The organism is Paraburkholderia sp. BR10923, assembly GCF_040948765.1.
In the GTDB taxonomy this organism is placed as follows: Bacteria; Pseudomonadota; Gammaproteobacteria; order Burkholderiales; family Burkholderiaceae; genus Paraburkholderia; species Paraburkholderia youngii.
On sequence record NZ_JBFPKO010000031.1, the window covers coordinates 1 to 19,325 of the forward strand.

Consider the following 19,325-nt stretch of genomic DNA (forward strand, 5'->3'; position numbering starts at 1 on the left):
GCCCGATCGCGGCCGGCGTCAGATCGATCACGCGAATCGAAGGCTTCAGCTTTCGCAACAGCGCATCGTTCTTCACGTGCGCGCCGGCCGAGGTCGCGTCGAACACGAAGTCGATGTCATTGAACACGGGCAGACGCGTCAGACCTTCGACGCCTTCATGCGTGGTCGCGACGCCAAGCCGCGCGGCGCGCGCGAGGCCGTCCGAGTTCGGATCGATGCCGACCATTGCCGCCATCTCCAGATGCCGGCTGTTGCGCATGATCTTGATCATCAGATCCGTGCCGATATTGCCCGAGCCGATGATCGCGGCCTTGAGTTTTTCACTTGCCATATGAGTTCCCAATCGAGTGCTTGCGAGTGCTTGCTTTATGCGGAAAAGGTCGCGCGGACGCTGCCGAGACCGTCGATCTGCGCGCTGAAGGTGCCCGGCTGCCTGACCGCGACCATCGGGCCCAATGCGCCCGTCATCAGCACGTCGCCGGCACGCAGCGGCGTGCCGAGCCGGACCATCCGATCCGCGAGCCAGGCAGCGGCATTCAGCGGATTGCCGAGACACGCAGCGCCATTGCCGCGCGACAGGACTTCGGCATCGTTCGACAGCGTCATCGCGCAGGCCGCGAGATCGACATCGCGCAGCAGCACCGGGCGGCTGCCGAGCACGAAGCGCGCGCTCGACGCGTTGTCCGCGACCGTATCGACGAAGCGGATGTTCCAGCCTTCGATGCGACTGTCCACCACTTCGATCGCCGCGACCGCATACGCGGTTGCGCGCATCAGATCGGCATACGTGTGGCGCTCGTGCAGCAGATCGTGCTCGAGCACGAGCGCGATCTCCGCCTCGACCTTCGGCTGGATCAGCTCGCCAAGCGGAATCGGCTGGCTGTCGCCATACGCCATCGATGCGAACAGCGCGCCGAAGTCAGGTTGATCGACACCGAGTTGACGCTGCACGGCCGGCGACGTGAGTCCGATCTTGCGGCCGACGATGCGCTCGCCCGCCGCGACGCGCGCAGCCACGTTGGCCTGCTGCACCGCGTACGCGAGCTGCTCGGCGTCGGCCGGGTTCGGCAGTTCGACGAAACGCGCGTCGTCGCGCAGCGGCGCGACGGTCACGCGCGTACGTTCCGATTCGCGCAGGCGCAGGGCCGACGCGTCGATGTTGCTTTGAGTGTTCATACGGGATTCCAGATTCGGTTAAACGTGGGCAGTCACGGGCCGCGCGTGCATCGCGCCGAAGCCCGCGATCCATTCGGGGATCGGACGGTAGTAATCGAGCGACGCGCGATACGGGCCGCTCGCGTTCAGCGCGCCGAACGCGGCGATCCACGTGCGGATTTCGTGCGCGGACTTGCCGCCATCGCGCGTGATTGCGTTGTTGGTCAGGCCGTCGAGCGCGGTGAGCTCGCCGTCTTCGAGCAGCTTCAGGAACGCGCGATCCCATTCGGGATTGAGCGGATGCAGATGGCTATCGCCCGCGGTGAACGCGCGCGCCGCCGCAATCGTGCGTGCCTGCCGCGCCGCGCGCGACTCGGCCGACGGATTGCGGCCCGCGATCAGACGCTCGGCGACTTCCTCGCTCGCGCCCGCGAGTTCCGGCACCGGCGGCTCATGCGAGATGCCGCCCGAGCCGATCACGAGCACGCGCTGATTCGAGCGTGCGAGCGCGCGTCCCAACGCATCGCCGAGCAGACGCGCGCGGCGGCATGAAGCCATCGGCGCGGCCACCGAATTGATGAACACCGGCACGACCGGATATCGATCGAGTCCGCCGGTCAGAATCTCCAGCGCTTGCGCGCAACCGTGATCGACCTGCATGCGGTAGGAGACCGCGACGTCGACGTCGCTCGCGAGCACCGCTTCGGCCAGTTCGAGCGCCGTATCGGCGGGCACGTTCAGCGGACCGGCGAGGCTCTTGAAGTCGCCGATCGCGCTCGCCGATGCGCCGATGCAGAACGGCGGCATCACGTCATAAAAGAAACCGTTGTAATGATCGGGCGCGAACACGACGACCAGTTGGGGATCGAACTCGACGACGCGCGCACGCGCCGCCGCATGCACACGCTCGACTTCGGCGACGACTTCGGGCGCGGGATCGTAATAGCCGTGCAACGGCGTGTGCGATAGGCATTCGAGCAGCATCGGCATATCAGGCTCCGGCGCTTGCAGCGGTTGCGAGAGTGGCAACGGCGTCGCGCGCGAACGCTGCTTCGTTGCCGGCATTCGCCACATCCGCACGCGTTGCCGCGTCGAGTTGCAGCTTCCGCGCGAGTTCGACGACCAGTTGCGACACCTGCTGCGGCGAGCCCATGCCCGCGACGAAACGATCCGGACGCAACAGCACGACCGACTCCGGCACTCGCGTGAACCAGTCCTTGAGCCGCGTGTTCACATCGCCGATCGCGATCACGTCTTCTGGCACGTCGTCATGAAAAGACAGTTGCGTGTCCGGCTTGGCGACCACGAAGCAGCCGCCGAGCCGCTGCCAGATCGCGCGCGCTTCCGCCGACAAACCGAAGGTCGGTTCCGCGCCCCAGCCGACGATCGCGAAGCGGTTGCCGAGCACATCGTCGAGTCGCACGACCTCGCCGCTCGCCGTACGCACGCGCGGCTGAATGAACATGCGGCCGACCGGCGAATGACAATGCGGGTCGCGTCCATACACGAGACGGCCGAGGCGCGACTCGCGCTTCTCGCTCATCAGACCGAGCAGGCGGCCTGGCGCCGAATGGCCCGAGCGTTCGAGCACGCGCGCGAGCCAGCCGCGCTTGCGCGGCGTATGCGCGAGCAACACGACGCCGCTTTCATAGCGCGGCATCGGCTTGAAACGCATTTCGACGAAGTAGCGCTTGACCGCCGGAAACCAGTTGAACGTACGCACGAACGCGTCGCGGAACTTGATGCCGAAGCGGCTCGTCGGCGCGAAAATGTCGCCCGCCACTTCGGAGAGGTGGATCATCGAGCGCGCATGCGAACGGCGCTCGGCGGTATAGGTATCGAGCAGCGCATCGCCGGCGACTCCCTTGACCACCATCGCGAGTTTCCAGCCGAGGTTGCTAGCGTCGCGAATGCCGCTGTTGTAGCCCTGGCCCTGCCATACCGGCATGATGTGCGCGGCGTCGCCGGCGAGCAGCACGCGGTTCACGCGAAAGCTGCTCGCAAGGCGCGCGTTGTGCGTATAGACGCGCTTGCGGATGTAGTCGACCTTGTCCGGCTCGGCGACGACCTTGCGGATCAGCGCGGCCATGTTCTCCGGCTTCGACAGCTCTTCCTCGGTCTCACCGGGCATCACCATGAATTCGAAGCGACGAATGCCGTGCGGCAGCGCGGCCGACACATACGGGCGTCGTGGATCGCAGTGCATGTACACGTGCGGCGAGCCGATCGGGTCGTTGCGCACATCGACGACGATCCACTGATTCGGTTTCGTGCGGCCCTCGAACGGCACGTCGAGCGTGCGGCGCACGAAGCTGTTGCCGCCGTCCGCGCCGACCATGTACGACGCGCGGATCGTGCGGCGGCCGCTCTGCGCGTGTTCCGCTTCGATCGTCACGCCGCTGCCGTCCTGCGTGAACGAGTTGACGGTGTGGCCGAACAGTACCTCGACGCGCGGAAAGCGTTGCAGGCCGTCGTACAGCACGCGATCGGCCAGCGGCTGAATGAACGCGTTGCGGCGCGACCAGCCGAATTCGTCGGTGCGCGGTTCGATCGATGCGAAGCAGTGACCGTTGCGGGTGACGAAGCGCATCCAGTGATCGGGAGTCGTGTGCGGCAGCAACGCATCGGCGAGGCCGACGGACTGGAACACGCGCAGTGCTTCGTCATCGAGGCCAATCGCGCGCGGATAGTCAATGATCTTCTCGAGCTTTTCGATCAGCACGACGCGTACGCCCTGCAGGCCGAGATAGTTGGCGATCATCAAACCGACCGGGCCGGCGCCGATGATCGCGACGTCGGTGGTGACGGTTCCGCTGTGGCCTTGCGCGGCCACCGGGTCGAGCGGTTGGGGCATGTTGTCTCCGTATATCGACCGGATTGACCGGGTCGAGCTATTCACGGAGCGCGGCGGCGGGAACCAGCGCTAGCCACGGCGAAAATCGCCTGCGGGCAACCGCTCGCGTCTCCATGAAATCGTTGATTTGTTGGCAGTCTAGGACCGGCCACCTGCCCGCTCAACAAAATCTGGAAAATGTGCATAGAATGCACATAGCTGATTTAATTGAGGTTTTTAAGTGACCAAATACACGAATGTGCGAGGTCTGTCGCGCGGCTTGCAGGTGCTGCAAGCACTCAACTCGATGGACAGCGGCCGCGCGACGAGCCAGCAGATCAGCGAGCTGACCGGCCTGCATCGCACCACCGCGCGGCGGCTTCTGGAGACGTTGATGGAAGAAGGCTTCGTGCGGCGCAGCGCGTCGGACGACAGCTTCCGGCTCACGCTGAAAGTGCGCGCGCTGAGCGAAGGCTTCACGGATGACGAACGCATCGCGACCATCGCGCCGCCGGTCATGGGGCGTCTGCTGCAACGTGTTGCGTGGCCGTCCGATCTGACCACGCCCGACGGCGACGCGATGATCATCCGCGAGACCACGCACCGCTTCAGTACGCTGTCGTTTCATCGCGCGATGGTCGGCCGCCGTTTGCCGATGCTGCTGACCGCGGCGGGCCGCGCGTACTTCGCGATGTGCCCCGATGAAGAGCGCGAGGACATTCTCGATCTGCTGCGCGCGGGCGCGGGCGGCGAGGAGCAGAAGGCGCTCGCGTCGAACGACGCGTTGATCCACAGTCTCGTGAGACGCGTGCGCGCGGATGGGTTCGGTTCGAATCACGGCGACTGGGCGGACCAGGGGAAGATCGGCGCGGTCGCCGTCGCGATCGTGTTCGAGGAACGAGTGCTCGCGAGCTTGAACGTGGTGTTTCTGTCGCGCGCGGTGTCGCTTGCGGAAGCGAAGCGGCGTTATGTGCCCGAGTTGCAGACGGCTGCGCGTGAGATGGTCGAGGAACTCGCGGCGCAGAGCAGCGCGAACAGCGGAGCGGGTAAAACGCGTACGGGGCGCGAGCGCAACTCGTGAGGCCGCTTTCGAAACCTTATTAAAATCGTCCGCCTGGCACCTCGGAACCGCGTGCAAACGCGCTCCCATCGTGCGGTCATCTCAGGCAGACGCAAATGCCTCGTGCGGTTCTTCTTCGCGCAAGATATAGCCGAGTCCGCGCAAGGTCATGATCTTCGCGGTCGATGCCGCGAGATGCTTGCGCAGCCGGTGAATATAGATATCGATCGCGTCGGCGCTCGGCTCCTCGTCGAGCGTGAAGATCTTGTCCATCAGCGTGGCTTTGGAGACGGTCTTGCCCTGCTTCAGTATCAGCGCTTCGAGGATCGCGTGTTCGCGGCGGCGCAACGGCAGGCGTTCGTCCCGCAGCACGAATTCGCGGGAATCGAACAGATAACGCAGATTGCCGCATTCGGTCGACTGCCCTCTGTCTCCCGCGGCCTGACGGCGAATCAGCGCCTTGATGCGCGCCACCAGTTCGCGCGCATCGAAGGGCTTGACCACATAGTCGTCCGCACCGGCCGAAAAGCAGGCCACCTTGTCGTCGGTCGAGCCATTCGCGGTCAGCATCAGCACCGGCACGTTGTCGCGCTTGCGGCGCAACCTCGCGAGCACCTCCTTGCCGCTCATGCCGGGCAGGCGCAGATCGAGCAGCACCGCGTCATAGCATTGCAGACCGAGCAGCGTCTCCGCGCATTCGCCGTTTTGCGCCCAGTCGATCGCGAATTGCTCGACTTGCATCAGGTTCATCACCCAGCGCGCGAGGTCCGCGTCGTCTTCCACGAGCAGCAGTTTCATCGTTGTCCTCTCATTGGTGAGTCGCGCGACGTCAGGTTGCGCCGAGCCATAAGCGCATCTCGACCGTCGCAACGAGGCCCGCGCCGCCCGCGTTCGATTCGAGCGTCACGCTGCCGCCCTGGCGATGCGCAATCTCGCGCACGATCGGCAAGCCGAGACCAGTCCCTTCCGCATGACTCGACGCGCGATAGAAGCGCTCGAACACTCGCTCGCTCGCATCGGCCTTGATGCCGGGCCCGTTGTCGATTACACGCACGATCGCCATGCCTTCGCGCCGCTGCGTCTGCACCGTGACGCGCCCGCCCGCCTGCGTATAGCGCAGCGCGTTGTCGACCAGATTGGTCACGAGGGCCGCGGTCAATGCTTCGTCACCGGTCACGTACAGGCCGTCTTCCAGCTCCGCGCCCAGATCGATCTCTCGCGACTGCGCAAACGCGATCAGCTCCTCGAGCACGCCCGCGATCAACGCGCTCAGATCGATCCGCTCCGGCACGTTCAGCGGCGCGGCCGACTCGGCCTGCGCCAGCAGCAACAGCTTGTTGGTCAGCGTGGTCAGCTTGCGGCTGCTCTTGTGCATGCCCGCGAGCGCTTCGTCGAGCGGGGCGTCGCGGCTATCGCGTTGCCGCGCGAACTGGATCTGCGCGGCCAGCAGCGCGAGCGGCGTGCGCAACTGATGCGCTGCATCGGAGATGAATTGACGCTGCGTCGCGGCCTGCTGGCCCATTCGCGCGATGCACTGGTTGATCGCCTCGACGATCGGCCTTAGCTCGACGTGCAGACGCGCGACGCGAATCGGTTCGAGTTGCGACGCATTGCGATCGGCAACGTCGTCCTTCACCTTCATCAGCGGCAGCAGTTCGAAGGTCAGGCCGAGGTAGACGAACACCATCGCCAGCACCAGCGTCAGAACTTCGCCGGACAATTGCGGCCGCAGCAGACGCCACACCATCGCGTCGCGCGAGCCCTCCGTCTTCGCGACCGCGACGATCACTTCCTCGGTGTGTCCCGAGTCGTAAAGCTGCCGCGCGTAGGCGACCGCGCGCGCCGCGCGGCCGTCGGCGAAATGGGTGGAATAAAGCGTTGGCTTGTCGCTCACATGCGGCGGCAGCGGCAACTCGGGGATGCCCGCGAGCAAACGATGGCCGCCCGCCTCGACGCGATAGAAAACCGTGTCCTGTTCCGGCGATTCGAAGAGTTCCAGCGCGGCCGGCGGAATCTGGATCGACACCGAACCGTTGTCCCAGTCGATATCCTCGCCGATGATCCGCATCGACGACAGCAGCGCATTGTCCTGCACCAGGTCCGCGGTGTTCTGCGCGAACCGGTATGAAATGACGACTGAAATGGAGACGAATGCCGCCAGCGGCAACAGCAGCCACCACAACAAGCGTCCGCGCAAACTGCCTGAAAACACGATGTGCCGATCCTCTTGTGCTCGATGCGACCCACGCGGTCAGCCCGCTTTCAAGGCTTCACGTCAGAGACGAACTGGTTGGTGAAGGTGCGCGACAGATCGATATACCGCCCCTTCACCGCCGGATTGAAACTCGACAGTACCTTCAGCACCGTCTGCGGACCGTCGGCGGGCATCTTGCCGTCGACGGTGTACATCGGCAGCGAAGCCTGCAACGCGCTGACATACAGTGCCTTGTCGTTGCCGATGTCTTCTTTTGGCATCCGCGCGGCGATCTGTTCCGCGCTGTGGGTATGCATATAGCGCAGTGTCCTCACGAATGCGCGCGCGAGTTTCGCGGCTTCGTCGTGATGCGCGTCGAGCCACGTGCTTTGCACGTAGAGGCTCGACGCCGGATACATGCCGCCGAGCGCGGCGCGCGTGCCGTCGACGTTGCGCATATCGACGAGTACTTTGGCGTCGCCTGCTTTCAAAAGTTGAGTGACGGTCGGCTCGGTCGTCATACCCGCGTGAATGCGTCCTTCCCGCATCGCCGCGATGAAACTGCTGTCCGCGCCGACCGGCAGCAGCGTGTATTGCGTGGACGGCACGCCCGCGCGCTGTGCGAGGTATTGCGTCAGAAAACTCGTCGAGGAACCGAGCCCGGTCACGCCCAGCGTCTTGCCGCGCACGTCGGCCATGCTGCGGATCGAAGCGGCCGACTTCGCCGCGACCAGTTGCACTTCGCCCGGCACCTGGCTGAACACGACGATCGTCTTCACTTCCTTGCCGCGTGTCTGCAGATCGATCGTGTGATCGTAAAAGCCGACCACGCCCTGCACCGCGCCGGCGAGCATTTCATTCTCGCCCTCTATTCCAGTCGGCTGCGACAGCAGTTCGACGTCGAGCCCTTCCGCCTTGAAATAGCCGAGCTGTTCGGCAAGACGCGCCGGCAGATAGATGAGCTTGTTGGTGCCGCCCACCATGATCGCGAGTTTCTCCGGCTCGGCCGCTTGCGCAGGTGTCGCCACCGTCGCGAGCGCGCACAATGCGAGCGACGCCGCCACGGCGGCATAGGCCGCGCGCGAAAAACGCGTCGGGGAAAGCTTCATTTGCGGGTGTCTCCGTTATCTTGCTCTGGGCGCCGCGCGGGTCGCGTGCCCGTGATTCTGAAGGGGCGAACCCTTCCCTATGCTTTCAGCGCTGCATTTGTTGCGCGAACTTCGGGTTTGTCCCGATCACCGCGGCATCGCGCGCGGAAACGTCACGGCGATATCCACGCCCTTGCCGCCCTCGCCCGCCTTCAGCACGATCTCGCCGTGATGCGCGTCCGCGATTTCGCGCACGATCGCCAGACCGAGGCCCGTGCCTTCCGTATCCGTCGACGCGCGAAAGAACGGCTCGAACACACGGCTGCGCGCCTCGGCCGGAATGCCGGGGCCGTTGTCGGTTACGCTGACCGTCACCGTATTGGCCTCGGTATCCGCGCTCACGGCGACCGTCACGTGGCCACCGCTGCCCGTATAGCGAATCGCGTTCTCGGCGAGATTCGCGATCAGCGCCTGCAACATGCCGCGATGTCCGAGCACCGGCGCCGCGCCGTGCAATTCCGCGCCCAGATCGATTTCACGCGCCTGCGCGAGCAGCCCGAGATCTTCGACGACTTCCATTGCGAGGGGTACCAGATCGACACGTTCCATCGCGAGTTGCGAGTTGTCGGCGGCCTCGGCCTGCGCGAGCAGCAGCAGCTTGTTGGTGAGACCGACCATCGAACGATTGCTTCGATGCATCGCGGCAAGCGCTTCGTCGAGCGCGGGATTCAGGCCTTCCTGCTGCCGCGCGAACTGCAGTTGCGTGCCGAGCAGCGTGAGCGGCGTGCGCAACTGATGCGCGGCATCCGCGATGAAGCGCCGCTGCGCCGCGACCTGCACGCCGAGCCGCGCGATGCACTGATTGATCGCATCGACGATAGGCCGCAGTTCCGAGTGCAGACGCTCGACGCGGATCGGTTCGAGCTGCATCGGATCGCGGTCGGCTACCTCGTCTTTCACCTTCATCAACGGGCGCAACTCGAACGTGAGCCCGATGCAAACGAGTGCGACTGCCAGCGCGATCATTTCGAGCTGGCGCACGAGTTGCGGCCGCCACAGTTGTTGAGTCATCGCGTCGCGCGAGCGCACGGTCTTGCCGACCGTCACGCGCACGGGGCGCGTCGCGCCGTTGTCGTACATGAACCGCACGATGTCGACCGCGCGCACCTGCTGGCCGTGCAACTCGGTGTAGTACGAGTCCGGCACGTCGGGCGCGCGCAGCGGACGCGGCGGGAAATCAGGTGTACCCGCGAGCAGCCGCCCATCGTCGACACGCACGCTGTAGAACACCTGGTCGCGATATGGCGACGCGAAAATCTCGAGGGCGGCGGGCGGCACATCGACACGCAGAAAACCGTCGCTCCATTCGACCTCGCCCGCGATCATCCGCGCCGACGCGACCAGCTGGTTGTCCTGCACCAGATTCGCGGTGTGCCGCGCGTTGTCGTACTCGGTCTTGCCGGTCACGAACACATAGAGCGCGAGCGGCACGAGCAGCCACCACAGCAGACGGATGCGCAGGCTATTGGACATCGTTACTGGTCGTCTTCCCGCTTGCGCAGCAGATAGCCGAGCCCGCGCAGCGTGACGATCGCGGCCGAGCTGCCATCGAGCTTCTTGCGCAAACGCGAGATGTAGATCTCGACCGCGTCTTCGCTCGGCTCGTCCGCGAGCGTGAAGATCGCATCGACCAGCGCGGGCTTCGTCACCGTCTTGCCGAGGCGCAGGATCAGCGCTTCGAGCACCGAACGCTCGCGCGGCGTCACGTTCAGCGGCGCGCCTTTCAGCGTGAACTGGCGTGTGTCGATGTCGAACGACAGGTCGCCGCACACCACCTCGCTCGCTTTGGACGGCGACTGCCGCCGGATCGCCACCTTGATGCGCGCGATCAGCTCACGCACTTCGAACGGCTTCACCAGGTAGTCGTCGGCGCCGGCGCCGAGCAGTTCCACCTTCTCGTCGATCGAGCCGCTCGCGGTCAGGATCAGCACCGGCGTCGCGTCGCCGCGCTGACGCAGCCGGCGCAGCACGTTCTTGCCCGACAGCTTCGGCAGGTTCAGGTCGAGCAGGATCACGTCGTAGTGATTGGTGCGCAGCAGGCGGTCGGCTTCGTCGCCGTCCTGCACGGCGTCGAGCGCGAAGGCTTCCTGCTCCAGCATCTTCGCGAGCCAGTGCGCAAGCGTGGGGTTGTCTTCGATCAGCAGCAGCTTCATGGCGGGAACGGCAAAAGTCAGGTCGTCGATTGTGCCTTAAAACAAGGGCTCTGCGCGCGTGCAGTGTGGTTTACAGCATACGTCCTGTGGCTGCCGCGAGCGCAGCGGCGATTCCCGCGAAATTTCGGCGCGTCGTCGGCGCATCGTCGGCGCATCGTCGGCGCATCGTCGGGTTAACACCCATGTTTTGCGCCAAACCCCGAAAGCTGGCAGAAGGTTTCGCGTTTCTATAATCGCTGCCATTCACCCAGAAAGCGCCGCGCCTCGATCGCGGCGACCCACCTAAGGAGACTGCTTCATGCGTACCTTGCGCCAGATTGCCGTTGTGTCAGGAGTTGCTTTCGCCCTTGCCGCCGCTTCGGCCGCCGCTCACGCCGAGAAGATCACGATCATGGTCGGCGGCGCCACCAAGATCATCTATCTGCCGGCCAAGCTCACCGAGCAGCTCGGCTACTTCAAGGACGAAGGCCTCGACGTCGAAATCCTGTCGCAGCCGGCCGGTGTCGATGCGGAGAACGAACTGCTCGCGGGCGCGGTGCAAGGGGTGGTCGGCTTCTACGATCACACGATCGACCTGCAGAGCAAGGGCAAGGAAGTGCAGGCGCTCGTCGTCTTCGGCCAGGTGCCGGGCGAAGTCGAAATGGTCTCGACGAAGGCGGCCGATTCGCTGAAGAGCATGGCCGACGTCAAAGGCAAGACGCTCGGCGTGACCGGCCTCGGTTCGTCGACGAGCTTCCTCACGCAGTACCTCGCGCAGCGCGCCGGTGTGGCGTCGACGCAATACACGATGTTGCCGGTCGGCGCGGACAACAGCTTCATCGCCGCCATCAAGCAAAGCCGCATCGACGCCGGCATGACCACGGAGCCGACCGTCTCGCAACTGCTGAAGACCGGCGACGCGAAGGTGCTGGTCGATATGCGCACCGTGGAAGGCACGCGCGCCGCGCTCGGCGGCACCTACCCCGCGTCGAGCTTCTACGTGCAGCGCGCGTGGGCCGAATCGCACAAGGACGACGCGGCGAAGCTGTCGCACGCGTTCGCGAAGACGCTGAACTTCATCGCGACGCATAGCGCCGAGGACATCGCCGCGCAGATGCCGAAGGACTACTACGGCAACAACAAGGACCTGTACGTGGGCGCACTGAAGGCGTCGCTGCCGATGTTCACGAAGGACGGCAAGATGCCCGCCGACGGCCCGGACACGGTGCTGAAGGTGCTGTCCGCATTCAATCCGTCGGTGAAGGGCAAGCATATCGACCTCGCCAAGACCTACACCAACGACTTCCTGTCGGCGCCGGTCAAGACCGCGTCGAAGTAACGCTTCTTTCATATTCACAGAACTGCGAGGCACCCGCCGATGAATCAACCTATGTCACGCGAGACGCCAGCGATCGAAATGCGCAACGTGTCGTGCCGTTTCATTTCCCCGGACGGCAAGGCCACGATCGCGCTGCGCGACTTCAGCATGTCGGTGGCACGCGGCGAATTCGTCGCGGTGGTCGGCCCGACCGGCTGCGGCAAGTCCACCACGCTCAGCATGATCACCGGCTTGCTGAAGCCGACCACCGGCGAAGTGCGCGTGATGGGCGCGCCGGTGGACGGCATCGATCCGCGCATCGGCTTCGTGTTCCAGGCCGATGCGGTGTTTCCGTGGCGCTCGGTGCTCGACAATGTCGCGGCGGGTCCGCTCTATCGCGGCCGTTCGAAATCGGCCGCCTACGACGAAGCGAACGAATGGCTGCGCCGCGTGGGCCTCGACAAGTTCGGCAAGCACTATCCGCATCAACTGTCCGGCGGCATGCGCAAGCGCGTCGCGCTTGCGCAGACCTTCATCAACAAGCCGGAAATCCTGCTGATGGACGAGCCGTTCTCGGCGCTCGACATGCAGACGCGCACGTTGATGCAGGACGAGCTGCTGCAATTGTGGGGCGGCGTCGGCTCGGTCGTGTTCGTCACCCACGACCTCGAGGAAGCGATTGCGCTCGCCGACCGCGTGTTCGTGCTGACCGCGCGCCCCGCCACGCTGAAGAAGGTCTACGAAATCGATCTGCCGCGACCGCGTGTCACGTCGGAGATCCGCTACGACTCACGTTTCATCGAAATTTCGCGCGATATCTGGCATGACCTGCGCGAAGAAGTGCAGATCGGTTAATCAAGGAACGGCAAACATGTCTACACCCTCTCAACAGATGATGCCCTCGGGCATCGACGCCGCGTCGCTCGCTCACGTCGAGCGTATCGCGCAGAAGAAGATCCGCCAGCGCCAGGTTCTGGTGATTTCGCTGCGCATTCTGGTGCTCGTGGTCGTGCTCGGCGGCTGGGAACTGTCCGCGCGCCTGAAGTGGATCGACCCGTTCTTCTTCTCGATGCCGAGCGCGATCTTCGAACAGATCGTCGACTGGTTCGTGAACGGCACGTCGCAAGGTCCGCTGCTCACGCAGGTGTGGGTCACGCTCGAAGAGACAGGCCTCGGCTTCATCATCGGTTCGGTCGCGGGCATCGTCTGCGGCATCGTGCTCGGCCGCAACAAGCTGCTCTCCGACGTGTTCAGCCTCTACATCAAGATCGCCAACTCGATTCCGCGCGTCGTGCTCGGCTCGGTGTTCGTGATCGCGCTCGGGCTCGGCATGGCATCGAAAGTCGCGCTCGCGGTCGTGATGGTGTTCTTCGTGGTGTTCGCCAACGCGTTCCAGGGCGTGCGCGAAGCGGACCGCTACATGATCGCGAATGCGCAGATCCTCGGCGCGTCGCGCCGCCAGGTGACGACCTCGGTCGTGATTCCGTCGGCGCTGAGCTGGATTCTCGCGAGCCTGCACGTGAGCTTCGGCTTCGCGCTGGTCGGCGCGGTGGTCGGCGAATTTCTCGGCTCGAAGCAGGGTATCGGTTTGCTGATCTCCACCGCGCAGGGCGCGTTCAATGCGAGCGGCGTGTTCGCGGCGATGATCGTGCTGGCGGTGGTCGCGCTTGCCGCCGACTACCTGTTGACCGCGGTGGAGCATCGATTGTTGAAGTGGCGGCCGAGTTCGGTTTAAGCCGCCGCAGCGCAAGTCCTCAAACAGTAGTTCGCTTCACCGATGCCGCTCAGTCTTCTGGACTGAGCGGCATTTTTATTTGCCAACCCGCATCCTGTCTCCCGCCGGCAAACTGTTTTTCCCGATACGTTGGCCGGCCTGCAACACTTCTTTCTTTCAATCCCCTCACCGCAAGCCAACAGCGGCCCGCTAGCCCATTCCCTGCGGCATGGCACGTTCGATGCATCCTCACCGCGCAAGTCGGGCGGTCGCCAACATCGGTCGCCGATCGAAGCGAGGTGGGTCATGTCGAGTGCACAGGGTCAACGTCGGTCGATGAACGGGTTCAGCGGTGCGGTCATACGCGCCAACGCCGTGAATCGCCGCCATCGTCATCATTCCAGCGGATTCGTGCTGTTCGGCTTGCATACCGCCAGTGTGATCGGCCGCGGGCCGAAGCGGCTCTGGCCATATGTGTTGCCGTGGCTGGTCATCTTGCTGACGATCGGTTCGATCTGCCTCGTCGCGCGCGGCGTGCTCACGCGTCAATTGCTGGTGCCGCCGGTGGAGACGCCGCAAGCGTTGACCGAGCGCGGCTACACGTCGAACTTTGTCGCCGAGCGGATCATGTCGGCGATGAAGGAGATCGGGCGAGACGCCGAATCGATTCCGCACGACACGATGACCAGCAACGACGCGCAGCAGGACATCCAGATCCCGGGTCAGGAGATGTCGTATGCGACGACGGTGCGCTTCATCAAAGGCCTGCTCCAGCGCGAAGATGTCGCCGTGCACGTCGGCATCACCAAGACGAACAACAGCGCGGATTCGTATGTCGCGCATGTGCAGATAGAACACGGCCCGTTCAACGGCCGCGAAAGCACTGTGCCGTTCGAAGGGCGCGACCTCGAAAAGTTCGTGCACGACATCGCCACCACGGCGATGCGCCTCGCCGAACCCAACATCCTCGCCAGTCATCTGTTCACCCAGGTGCAGAAGACCAAATGTTCGCTCGCGCAATGCGACTATCGCGAGATCGTCGGAATCTACGACGAAGTCCTCGCGCTGCCCTCGTCCGAACAGGCCCAATGGGCGGTCGCGGGCAAGGCGTGGTTGCTCGACAGTCAGCAGCGCTCGAAAGAAGCCGAGCAGCAGATCCGCGAAGCATTGATCCAGTACAAGGACTCGGCCGTGCTGCGCGCGAGTCTGGGCATCGCGCTCGAACAGCAGAACCGCATCGACGATGCGCTCGAGGAACTGCGGACCGGCGCGAACGAAACGTCGCGCACCGCTGAAAACCTGCGGCTGCTCGGCGATGTGCTGTTGCATACGAACCGGCACGACCGCGAAGCGCTCGACGCATTCAGACGGGCCGCCGAGATGAACCCGGAATCCGTCGACACGCTGCACGACTGGGCCGAGGCGCTCGTCAAGACCGGCCACTACGACGAAGCAATCGAAAAGCTCTCGCGCGCCGTCGCGTTGCGGCCCGATCTCGCGCCGTCCTATGCGGAATGGGGCCGCGCGCTGGAACACAAAGGCGCTCTGCGCGAGGCCGCGCGCAAGTACGCACAGGCATTGCAGGTCGACGCCGCCACGCTGTCGGCGCGCGAACGCGAGCTGGCGCTCTCGACGGACGCATCGCCCGACGAGGCCGACACCCAGACATCGAGGCCTGACCCGCGCGTCAAGCCCGTTTCGAATCCGATGACGTCGTATCCGCTGCGGGCCTCGCTCGACACGTTACGCGACGCCGTAGGACAGGCGATGCGAGCGGCCTGAGCCGCGCGCATCGCCATTTGAGTTGGCAACACAGCCGAACAGGAGACAGTTCGATGGACAGTTTCGAAGATGCATTCAAAGCCTTGATCGGAAACGAAGGCGGGTACAGCTTCAATCCGGCCGATCCGGGCGGCGAAACGATGTGGGGTGTGACGGCGCGCGTCGCGCGCAGCGAGGGCTACAACGGCGCGATGAAAGACCTGCCGCTCGAAACCGCCCATCAGATCGCCAAGCGCAGGTACTGGGACCCGTTGCATCTCGACGAACTCGATCCGCGCGTGGCCTTTCAGATTTTCGATGCGAACTACAACGGCGGCCTCGTCGTGCTGTGGATGCAGAAAGCGTCCGGCGCGAAAGAAGACGGCAAGTTCGGCCCCGACACGCTCGATGCGGTCAAGAACGCCGACCCGATGAAGTTCGTGATGCGCTTCGCCGCGTATCGTCTGCGGTACCTGCGCAATCTGCATTCGTGGCCGAGTTTCAGCCGCGGCTGGACCGAACGGATGGCAGCCAATCTTCTCCTGGGAGCAGCATGATGGACTGGTCTAAAGTAGCGACGAACATCAGCAGCACCGCCCCGCTTCTCGCCGGGCTCGTGGGTGGTCCGGTCGGCCTCGGCGTGACCGCCGCCGCCGCGATCATCTCGCACGCGCTCGGCACGCCGAGCGACCCCGCCTTCGTGGAACCCGCGTTGAACGACCCCGGCGCACTCGAAAAACTTCGCCAGGCCGAGAGCGCTAACTCGCTGCAACTGCAGCAGTTGATGGTGACGGCCGCGCAGTCGAGCCTCGCGCACGACGCCGACATGGCCCGCATCGCCACGAGCGACACCGCGAATGCACGCGCGATGGGTGTCGCCAATCGCGACTGGGTCCCGAAGGTGCTCGCGATGGCCGTCACCACCGGCTTCTTCGGCATTCTGCTGCTGATGGCGTTTCAGCCTCTGCCGGGCACCAACAAGGATCTCGTCAACGTGATCGTCGGCGCGTTGGGAACCGCGTGGATCAGCATCATCGGCTATTACTTCGGCACGTCGGTCGGCTCGATGCGCAAGACCGAGCTGCTCGCGAAGCCGAGTGTACCGATCACGGCCGATAGCGCGTTGACGTTGCGCGAACCGGCGTCGCAGCCGGGAGCGCATGCACCGGCGGCGGTCGCGCCGTCCGGCGACCCCTTCCCGTCGTTCGCGCCGGGCGGGCAAGGCCCGATCTTCTCTGGCGGCAGTTGAATCCATGCCAGGCTGAGCGAATCATGCACGCGACGAGATACGCCGAGCGTCGCGTGCAGGTCCGTTTCAAAGCAGAGCTCTTTCGCCAGCACGCGTTTTGCGCTAAGTTGGCAAGCGCTAAGTCCATCCCGTCCCGAGTGGAGCGATCAAGATGAGTGAGGTCAAGCCGAACGCGCAGAACGATCCGATCGAACACGTCGTGCTGCTGCTGATGGAGAATCACTCGTTCGACCAGATGCTCGGCTGCCTCGACGCCGTGCACGACAAACTGGACGGGGTGCGCAACGCGGCCGGCAAATCGAACGCCGACGGTCAAGGCAATACATTCTATCCGCGAGCGACGCGCGAGCGGCAGATGAAGCACGATCCGAATCACGAGCACAAGGCCGTGATGGATCAGATCGCCGCCGACAACAGCGGCTTCGTGCGTTCGTTCGTCAACGACTACCCGAAGAGCAGCCTCGTCGCGCGGCAAGACGTGATGGGCTATTACCCGCTCGGCTTTCTGCCCGCGCTGCACACGCTCGGTTCGCAATTCACCGTGTGTGACCGGTGGTTCTCTTCATTGCCGGGGCCGACGTGGCCGAATCGCTTTTTCGCACTGACGGGTACGTCGAAAGGCGAGATCGACATGCCTTCGGGGCTCGACGGACTCAATCCACGCTGGTACACCGAGCAGGATCAGGACACGATTTTCGATCGCTTGAACGCCGCGCGCAAAACATGGAGCGTCTATTTCTATGACTTCCCCGCGTCACTGCTGCTGAAGAACCAGCGACGCGCGGAAAACCTCGCGAATTACCGCTCTTTCGACAAGTTCTTCGAGGACGCAGCGGGACCCGCCAGCCAATTCCCGCAATTCGTGCTGATCGAGCCGAAGTACTTCGGCGAAGCGCAGAACGACGATCATCCGCCGCACAACATCATGAAGGCGGAGAAGCTGATCGCGGACACCTACAATGCGCTGCGCTCGAATCAGGCGCTGTGGGAGCGCACCTTATTGGTGGTCCTCTACGATGAACACGGCGGCTTCTACGACCACGTATCGCCGCCGGCCGACGCAGTCGCACCCGACGGCCACACCACGAGCTTCGATTTCAAACGACTCGGCGTACGCGTTCCCGCGATCCTCGTGTCACCGTGGTGCGAAGCCGGCGTATGCAACGAACGATTCGATCATTGCAGCCTGTTGAAATACCTGTGCGACAAGTGGCAAATGCCACCGCTCGGCGAGCGCACCGCGGCATCGGCGAACCTCGGCGTGGCGATTCGCCGTGACGGCGGCGCGCGCGCCGATACGCCGGCGTTTATTCGCGTGCCCAATCAATCGCTGATTGCCGAGCACGTCGAGCTGGAGCGCAAATCGTCGAATGGCAATCAGCAAGGCCTGCATCACTTCGCCGACTTTCTGCACGCGGAACTGGACCGGCTCGCCGCCGAGGCGGTCGAGGGGGCCGCACAACTGGCGCGCACCGGCAATGCGTGGGTGCGCTTCAAGAGCGCATTGGGCTCGCTGATGACGAGTCTCGGCCAGTGGCTCAGCAAGGACTTCTACGACGCACGCGACCAGCGTGATGCGCGCACGAGTCAGGCGTTCACACGCTTGCGGCAATCGGTGCGTGCCGCGACGCCGGGCATCGCGCGAAACGACGCGCCGGCACCGGCAACGGCAATGGCAACACCCTCGGCCGTCAGTCCGGTCTCGGAGAAGTAGCACTCCGCATTGCCGGCCGCGCAAAGAACGTCTACGCGTTAACCCTGAAAGTTCCGCGCTTTTATATCAAGATTCGCAACAAACATTAGCCGCATCACGACTTACTCTGCCAAGTTCACCAAATTACAATGCAATCACTGACTACGAACAAGCACGTTCGCAGCAAGACAAAAATCCTGAACTGGAGGTAAGTATCATGAAATCGCTGATTCAAGCTGTTGTCATCGCCGTCGCTGTCGCCGCTCCGGCCGCTGCTTTCGCACAAGCCAACCAGCCCGTGACCCGCGCTCAAGTGCGCGCCGAGCTGGTCCAACTGGAAAAGGCCGGCTATCAACCTGGTCACGCCGACCCGCACTACCCGGCTGACATCCAGGCTGCGCAAGCCCGCGTCGACGCGCAAAACGGCGGCGGCCAAGCCGCTACCGGCTTCGGTGGTGTGGTGAGCGGTACGGCCCAAACGAGCCGTGCGGCTCCGATGAGTGGCCCGAAGTCGGTCTACTTCGGTCAGTAAGCGATGGCGCGTCCTTGCGACGCGCACCCCGATTCAAATGAACTGGCCCGCTGCTCGGGTATCTCCGAGCGCGGGCCAGTTCATATGTGTTACCTCCGTCATCGGGTTCCCGATGACTTCGCCCGGGCCTTCACGGTCTGGGCGCTTTTTCGCGGCGCTATGCGTGCGCCGTGACGAATCCTCAACTGCCGGCGCTCACTCGCGCGCGATCAGATCGCCGACCTGGCCACGCCCGGTCACGAGGCAACTCGACAGGAAGCTCTCGCTCTGCGCGCTCGCGCCAGCGTCACCAAAGCCCTTTTTCAACGCGTCCGATTTAACGAGCGCCGCGCCCTGGTGACACGTAATCGTGCCGACCTCGCCCGCCTGCGCACGCATCAACGCCCGATCCGCCATCAAATAGCCAAGCAAAAGCACCAACGCAATATTGAACGCTTGTCGCATGGGTTCGTCTCCTTTTCGAAAAGACTAACGCGAAGCGCGAATGCAGTGGCCTAGGGCTTTCCCGATTGTTGACGTTTCAATGATCCAGAATA

At 64.1% G+C, this 19,325-nt stretch carries 18 protein-coding genes and 1 pseudogene; 9 read left to right on the forward strand and 10 right to left on the reverse strand.

Features of this window, described 5'->3' with window-relative positions:
• The 4 genes and pseudogenes from AB3X94_RS35395 to AB3X94_RS35410 all read right to left on the reverse strand — a co-directional run.
• A pseudogene (locus tag AB3X94_RS35395) lies at positions 1-331 on the reverse strand (acetaldehyde dehydrogenase); the annotation flags it as partial.
• 35 nt (positions 332-366) lie between these two features.
• Positions 367-1,176 (reverse strand): 2-keto-4-pentenoate hydratase, encoded by an 810-nt coding sequence (locus AB3X94_RS35400; RefSeq protein WP_368613940.1) that lies wholly within the window; start codon positions 1,174-1,176, stop codon positions 367-369.
• 18 nt (positions 1,177-1,194) lie between these two features.
• Entirely contained in the window at positions 1,195-2,145 is a 951-nt protein-coding gene (locus tag AB3X94_RS35405; RefSeq protein ID WP_176106776.1) for a 3-carboxyethylcatechol 2,3-dioxygenase, read from the reverse strand.
• Between the two features lies 1 nt (position 2,146).
• A complete protein-coding gene (locus tag AB3X94_RS35410) occupies positions 2,147-4,009 on the reverse strand; it encodes a bifunctional 3-(3-hydroxy-phenyl)propionate/3-hydroxycinnamic acid hydroxylase (RefSeq protein ID WP_368613941.1) in 1,863 nt (620 codons plus the stop codon).
• A gap of 220 nt (positions 4,010-4,229) precedes the next feature.
• Between AB3X94_RS35410 and AB3X94_RS35415 the strand changes: the two genes are divergently transcribed.
• The gene (locus AB3X94_RS35415; RefSeq protein WP_176106778.1) at positions 4,230-5,069 is read left to right on the forward strand and encodes a DNA-binding transcriptional regulator; all 840 of its coding nucleotides are present in this window, start codon (positions 4,230-4,232) and stop codon (positions 5,067-5,069) included.
• Positions 5,070-5,150: 81 nt separating this feature from the next.
• On the opposite strand, the gene AB3X94_RS35420 is transcribed toward AB3X94_RS35415, so the two are convergent.
• From AB3X94_RS35420 to AB3X94_RS35440, 5 genes are all read right to left on the reverse strand, one after another.
• Positions 5,151-5,846 carry a response regulator transcription factor gene (locus AB3X94_RS35420; protein ID WP_176106779.1) on the reverse strand — a complete coding sequence of 232 codons (696 nt, stop codon included), beginning with the start codon at positions 5,844-5,846 and terminating at the stop codon, positions 5,151-5,153.
• 31 nt (positions 5,847-5,877) lie between these two features.
• Positions 5,878-7,260, reverse strand: a complete 1,383-nt coding sequence (locus AB3X94_RS35425; RefSeq protein WP_368613942.1) for a sensor histidine kinase — start codon at positions 7,258-7,260, stop codon at positions 5,878-5,880.
• Positions 7,261-7,310: 50 nt separating this feature from the next.
• Complete coding sequence (locus AB3X94_RS35430) at positions 7,311-8,351, reverse strand: ABC transporter substrate-binding protein (protein ID WP_368613943.1); 1,041 nt, start codon at positions 8,349-8,351, stop codon at positions 7,311-7,313.
• Between the two features lie 126 nt (positions 8,352-8,477).
• The gene (locus tag AB3X94_RS35435) at positions 8,478-9,863 is read right to left on the reverse strand and encodes a sensor histidine kinase (protein WP_368613944.1); all 1,386 of its coding nucleotides are present in this window, start codon (positions 9,861-9,863) and stop codon (positions 8,478-8,480) included.
• Positions 9,864-9,865: 2 nt separating this feature from the next.
• The gene (locus AB3X94_RS35440) at positions 9,866-10,543 is read right to left on the reverse strand and encodes a response regulator (RefSeq protein ID WP_013092490.1); all 678 of its coding nucleotides are present in this window, start codon (positions 10,541-10,543) and stop codon (positions 9,866-9,868) included.
• Between the two features lie 298 nt (positions 10,544-10,841).
• On the opposite strand from AB3X94_RS35440, the gene AB3X94_RS35445 reads away from it, so the two are divergent.
• From AB3X94_RS35445 to AB3X94_RS35480, 8 genes are all read left to right on the forward strand, one after another.
• The gene (locus tag AB3X94_RS35445; protein ID WP_176106783.1) at positions 10,842-11,861 is read left to right on the forward strand and encodes an ABC transporter substrate-binding protein; all 1,020 of its coding nucleotides are present in this window, start codon (positions 10,842-10,844) and stop codon (positions 11,859-11,861) included.
• A gap of 39 nt (positions 11,862-11,900) precedes the next feature.
• Positions 11,901-12,695 (forward strand): ABC transporter ATP-binding protein, encoded by a 795-nt coding sequence (locus AB3X94_RS35450; protein ID WP_026228638.1) that lies wholly within the window; start codon positions 11,901-11,903, stop codon positions 12,693-12,695.
• Between the two features lie 16 nt (positions 12,696-12,711).
• Entirely contained in the window at positions 12,712-13,575 is an 864-nt protein-coding gene (locus tag AB3X94_RS35455; protein ID WP_176106784.1) for an ABC transporter permease, read from the forward strand.
• 285 nt (positions 13,576-13,860) lie between these two features.
• A complete protein-coding gene (locus AB3X94_RS35460) occupies positions 13,861-15,336 on the forward strand; it encodes a tetratricopeptide repeat protein (protein WP_368613945.1) in 1,476 nt (491 codons plus the stop codon).
• A 53-nt stretch (positions 15,337-15,389) separates the two neighbouring features.
• A complete protein-coding gene (locus tag AB3X94_RS35465) occupies positions 15,390-15,872 on the forward strand; it encodes a glycoside hydrolase family 108 protein (RefSeq protein WP_013092495.1) in 483 nt (160 codons plus the stop codon).
• Complete coding sequence (locus AB3X94_RS35470) at positions 15,872-16,564, forward strand: hypothetical protein (protein ID WP_176106787.1); 693 nt, start codon at positions 15,872-15,874, stop codon at positions 16,562-16,564. The genes AB3X94_RS35465 and AB3X94_RS35470 overlap by 1 nt, the downstream gene beginning before the upstream one ends.
• A gap of 151 nt (positions 16,565-16,715) precedes the next feature.
• Positions 16,716-18,278 (forward strand): alkaline phosphatase family protein, encoded by a 1,563-nt coding sequence (locus tag AB3X94_RS35475; RefSeq protein WP_368613946.1) that lies wholly within the window; start codon positions 16,716-16,718, stop codon positions 18,276-18,278.
• Between the two features lie 196 nt (positions 18,279-18,474).
• On the forward strand, positions 18,475-18,789 hold the full coding sequence (locus AB3X94_RS35480; protein ID WP_368613947.1) for a DUF4148 domain-containing protein: 315 nt from the start codon (positions 18,475-18,477) through the stop codon (positions 18,787-18,789).
• A gap of 195 nt (positions 18,790-18,984) precedes the next feature.
• On the opposite strand, the gene AB3X94_RS35485 is transcribed toward AB3X94_RS35480, so the two are convergent.
• Positions 18,985-19,233: a hypothetical protein gene (locus AB3X94_RS35485; RefSeq protein ID WP_176106790.1), complete on the reverse strand. Its 249-nt coding sequence runs from the start codon at positions 19,231-19,233 to the stop codon at positions 18,985-18,987.
• Positions 19,234-19,325 lie beyond the last annotated feature (92 nt).

Excerpts from the sequence above, each read along its gene's own strand:
- AB3X94_RS35400 (WP_368613940.1), bottom strand. The coding sequence starts at position 1,176 with ATGAACACTCAAAGCAACATCGACGCGTCGGCCCTGCGCCTGCGCGAA.
- AB3X94_RS35405 (WP_176106776.1), bottom strand. The coding sequence starts at position 2,145 with ATGCCGATGCTGCTCGAATGCCTATCGCACACGCCGTTGCACGGCTAT.
- AB3X94_RS35410 (WP_368613941.1), bottom strand. The coding sequence starts at position 4,009 with ATGCCCCAACCGCTCGACCCGGTGGCCGCGCAAGGCCACAGCGGAACC.
- AB3X94_RS35420 (WP_176106779.1), bottom strand. The coding sequence starts at position 5,846 with ATGAAACTGCTGCTCGTGGAAGACGACGCGGACCTCGCGCGCTGGGTG.
- AB3X94_RS35430 (WP_368613943.1), bottom strand. The coding sequence starts at position 8,351 with ATGAAGCTTTCCCCGACGCGTTTTTCGCGCGCGGCCTATGCCGCCGTG.
- AB3X94_RS35435 (WP_368613944.1), bottom strand. The coding sequence starts at position 9,863 with ATGTCCAATAGCCTGCGCATCCGTCTGCTGTGGTGGCTGCTCGTGCCG.
- AB3X94_RS35440 (WP_013092490.1), bottom strand. The coding sequence starts at position 10,543 with ATGAAGCTGCTGCTGATCGAAGACAACCCCACGCTTGCGCACTGGCTC.
- AB3X94_RS35445 (WP_176106783.1), top strand. The coding sequence starts at position 10,842 with ATGCGTACCTTGCGCCAGATTGCCGTTGTGTCAGGAGTTGCTTTCGCC.
- AB3X94_RS35450 (WP_026228638.1), top strand. The coding sequence starts at position 11,901 with ATGAATCAACCTATGTCACGCGAGACGCCAGCGATCGAAATGCGCAAC.
- AB3X94_RS35455 (WP_176106784.1), top strand. The coding sequence starts at position 12,712 with ATGTCTACACCCTCTCAACAGATGATGCCCTCGGGCATCGACGCCGCG.
- AB3X94_RS35460 (WP_368613945.1), top strand. The coding sequence starts at position 13,861 with ATGTCGAGTGCACAGGGTCAACGTCGGTCGATGAACGGGTTCAGCGGT.
- AB3X94_RS35465 (WP_013092495.1), top strand. The coding sequence starts at position 15,390 with ATGGACAGTTTCGAAGATGCATTCAAAGCCTTGATCGGAAACGAAGGC.
- AB3X94_RS35470 (WP_176106787.1), top strand. The coding sequence starts at position 15,872 with ATGGACTGGTCTAAAGTAGCGACGAACATCAGCAGCACCGCCCCGCTT.
- AB3X94_RS35475 (WP_368613946.1), top strand. The coding sequence starts at position 16,716 with ATGAGTGAGGTCAAGCCGAACGCGCAGAACGATCCGATCGAACACGTC.
- AB3X94_RS35480 (WP_368613947.1), top strand. The coding sequence starts at position 18,475 with ATGAAATCGCTGATTCAAGCTGTTGTCATCGCCGTCGCTGTCGCCGCT.
- AB3X94_RS35485 (WP_176106790.1), bottom strand. The coding sequence starts at position 19,233 with ATGCGACAAGCGTTCAATATTGCGTTGGTGCTTTTGCTTGGCTATTTG.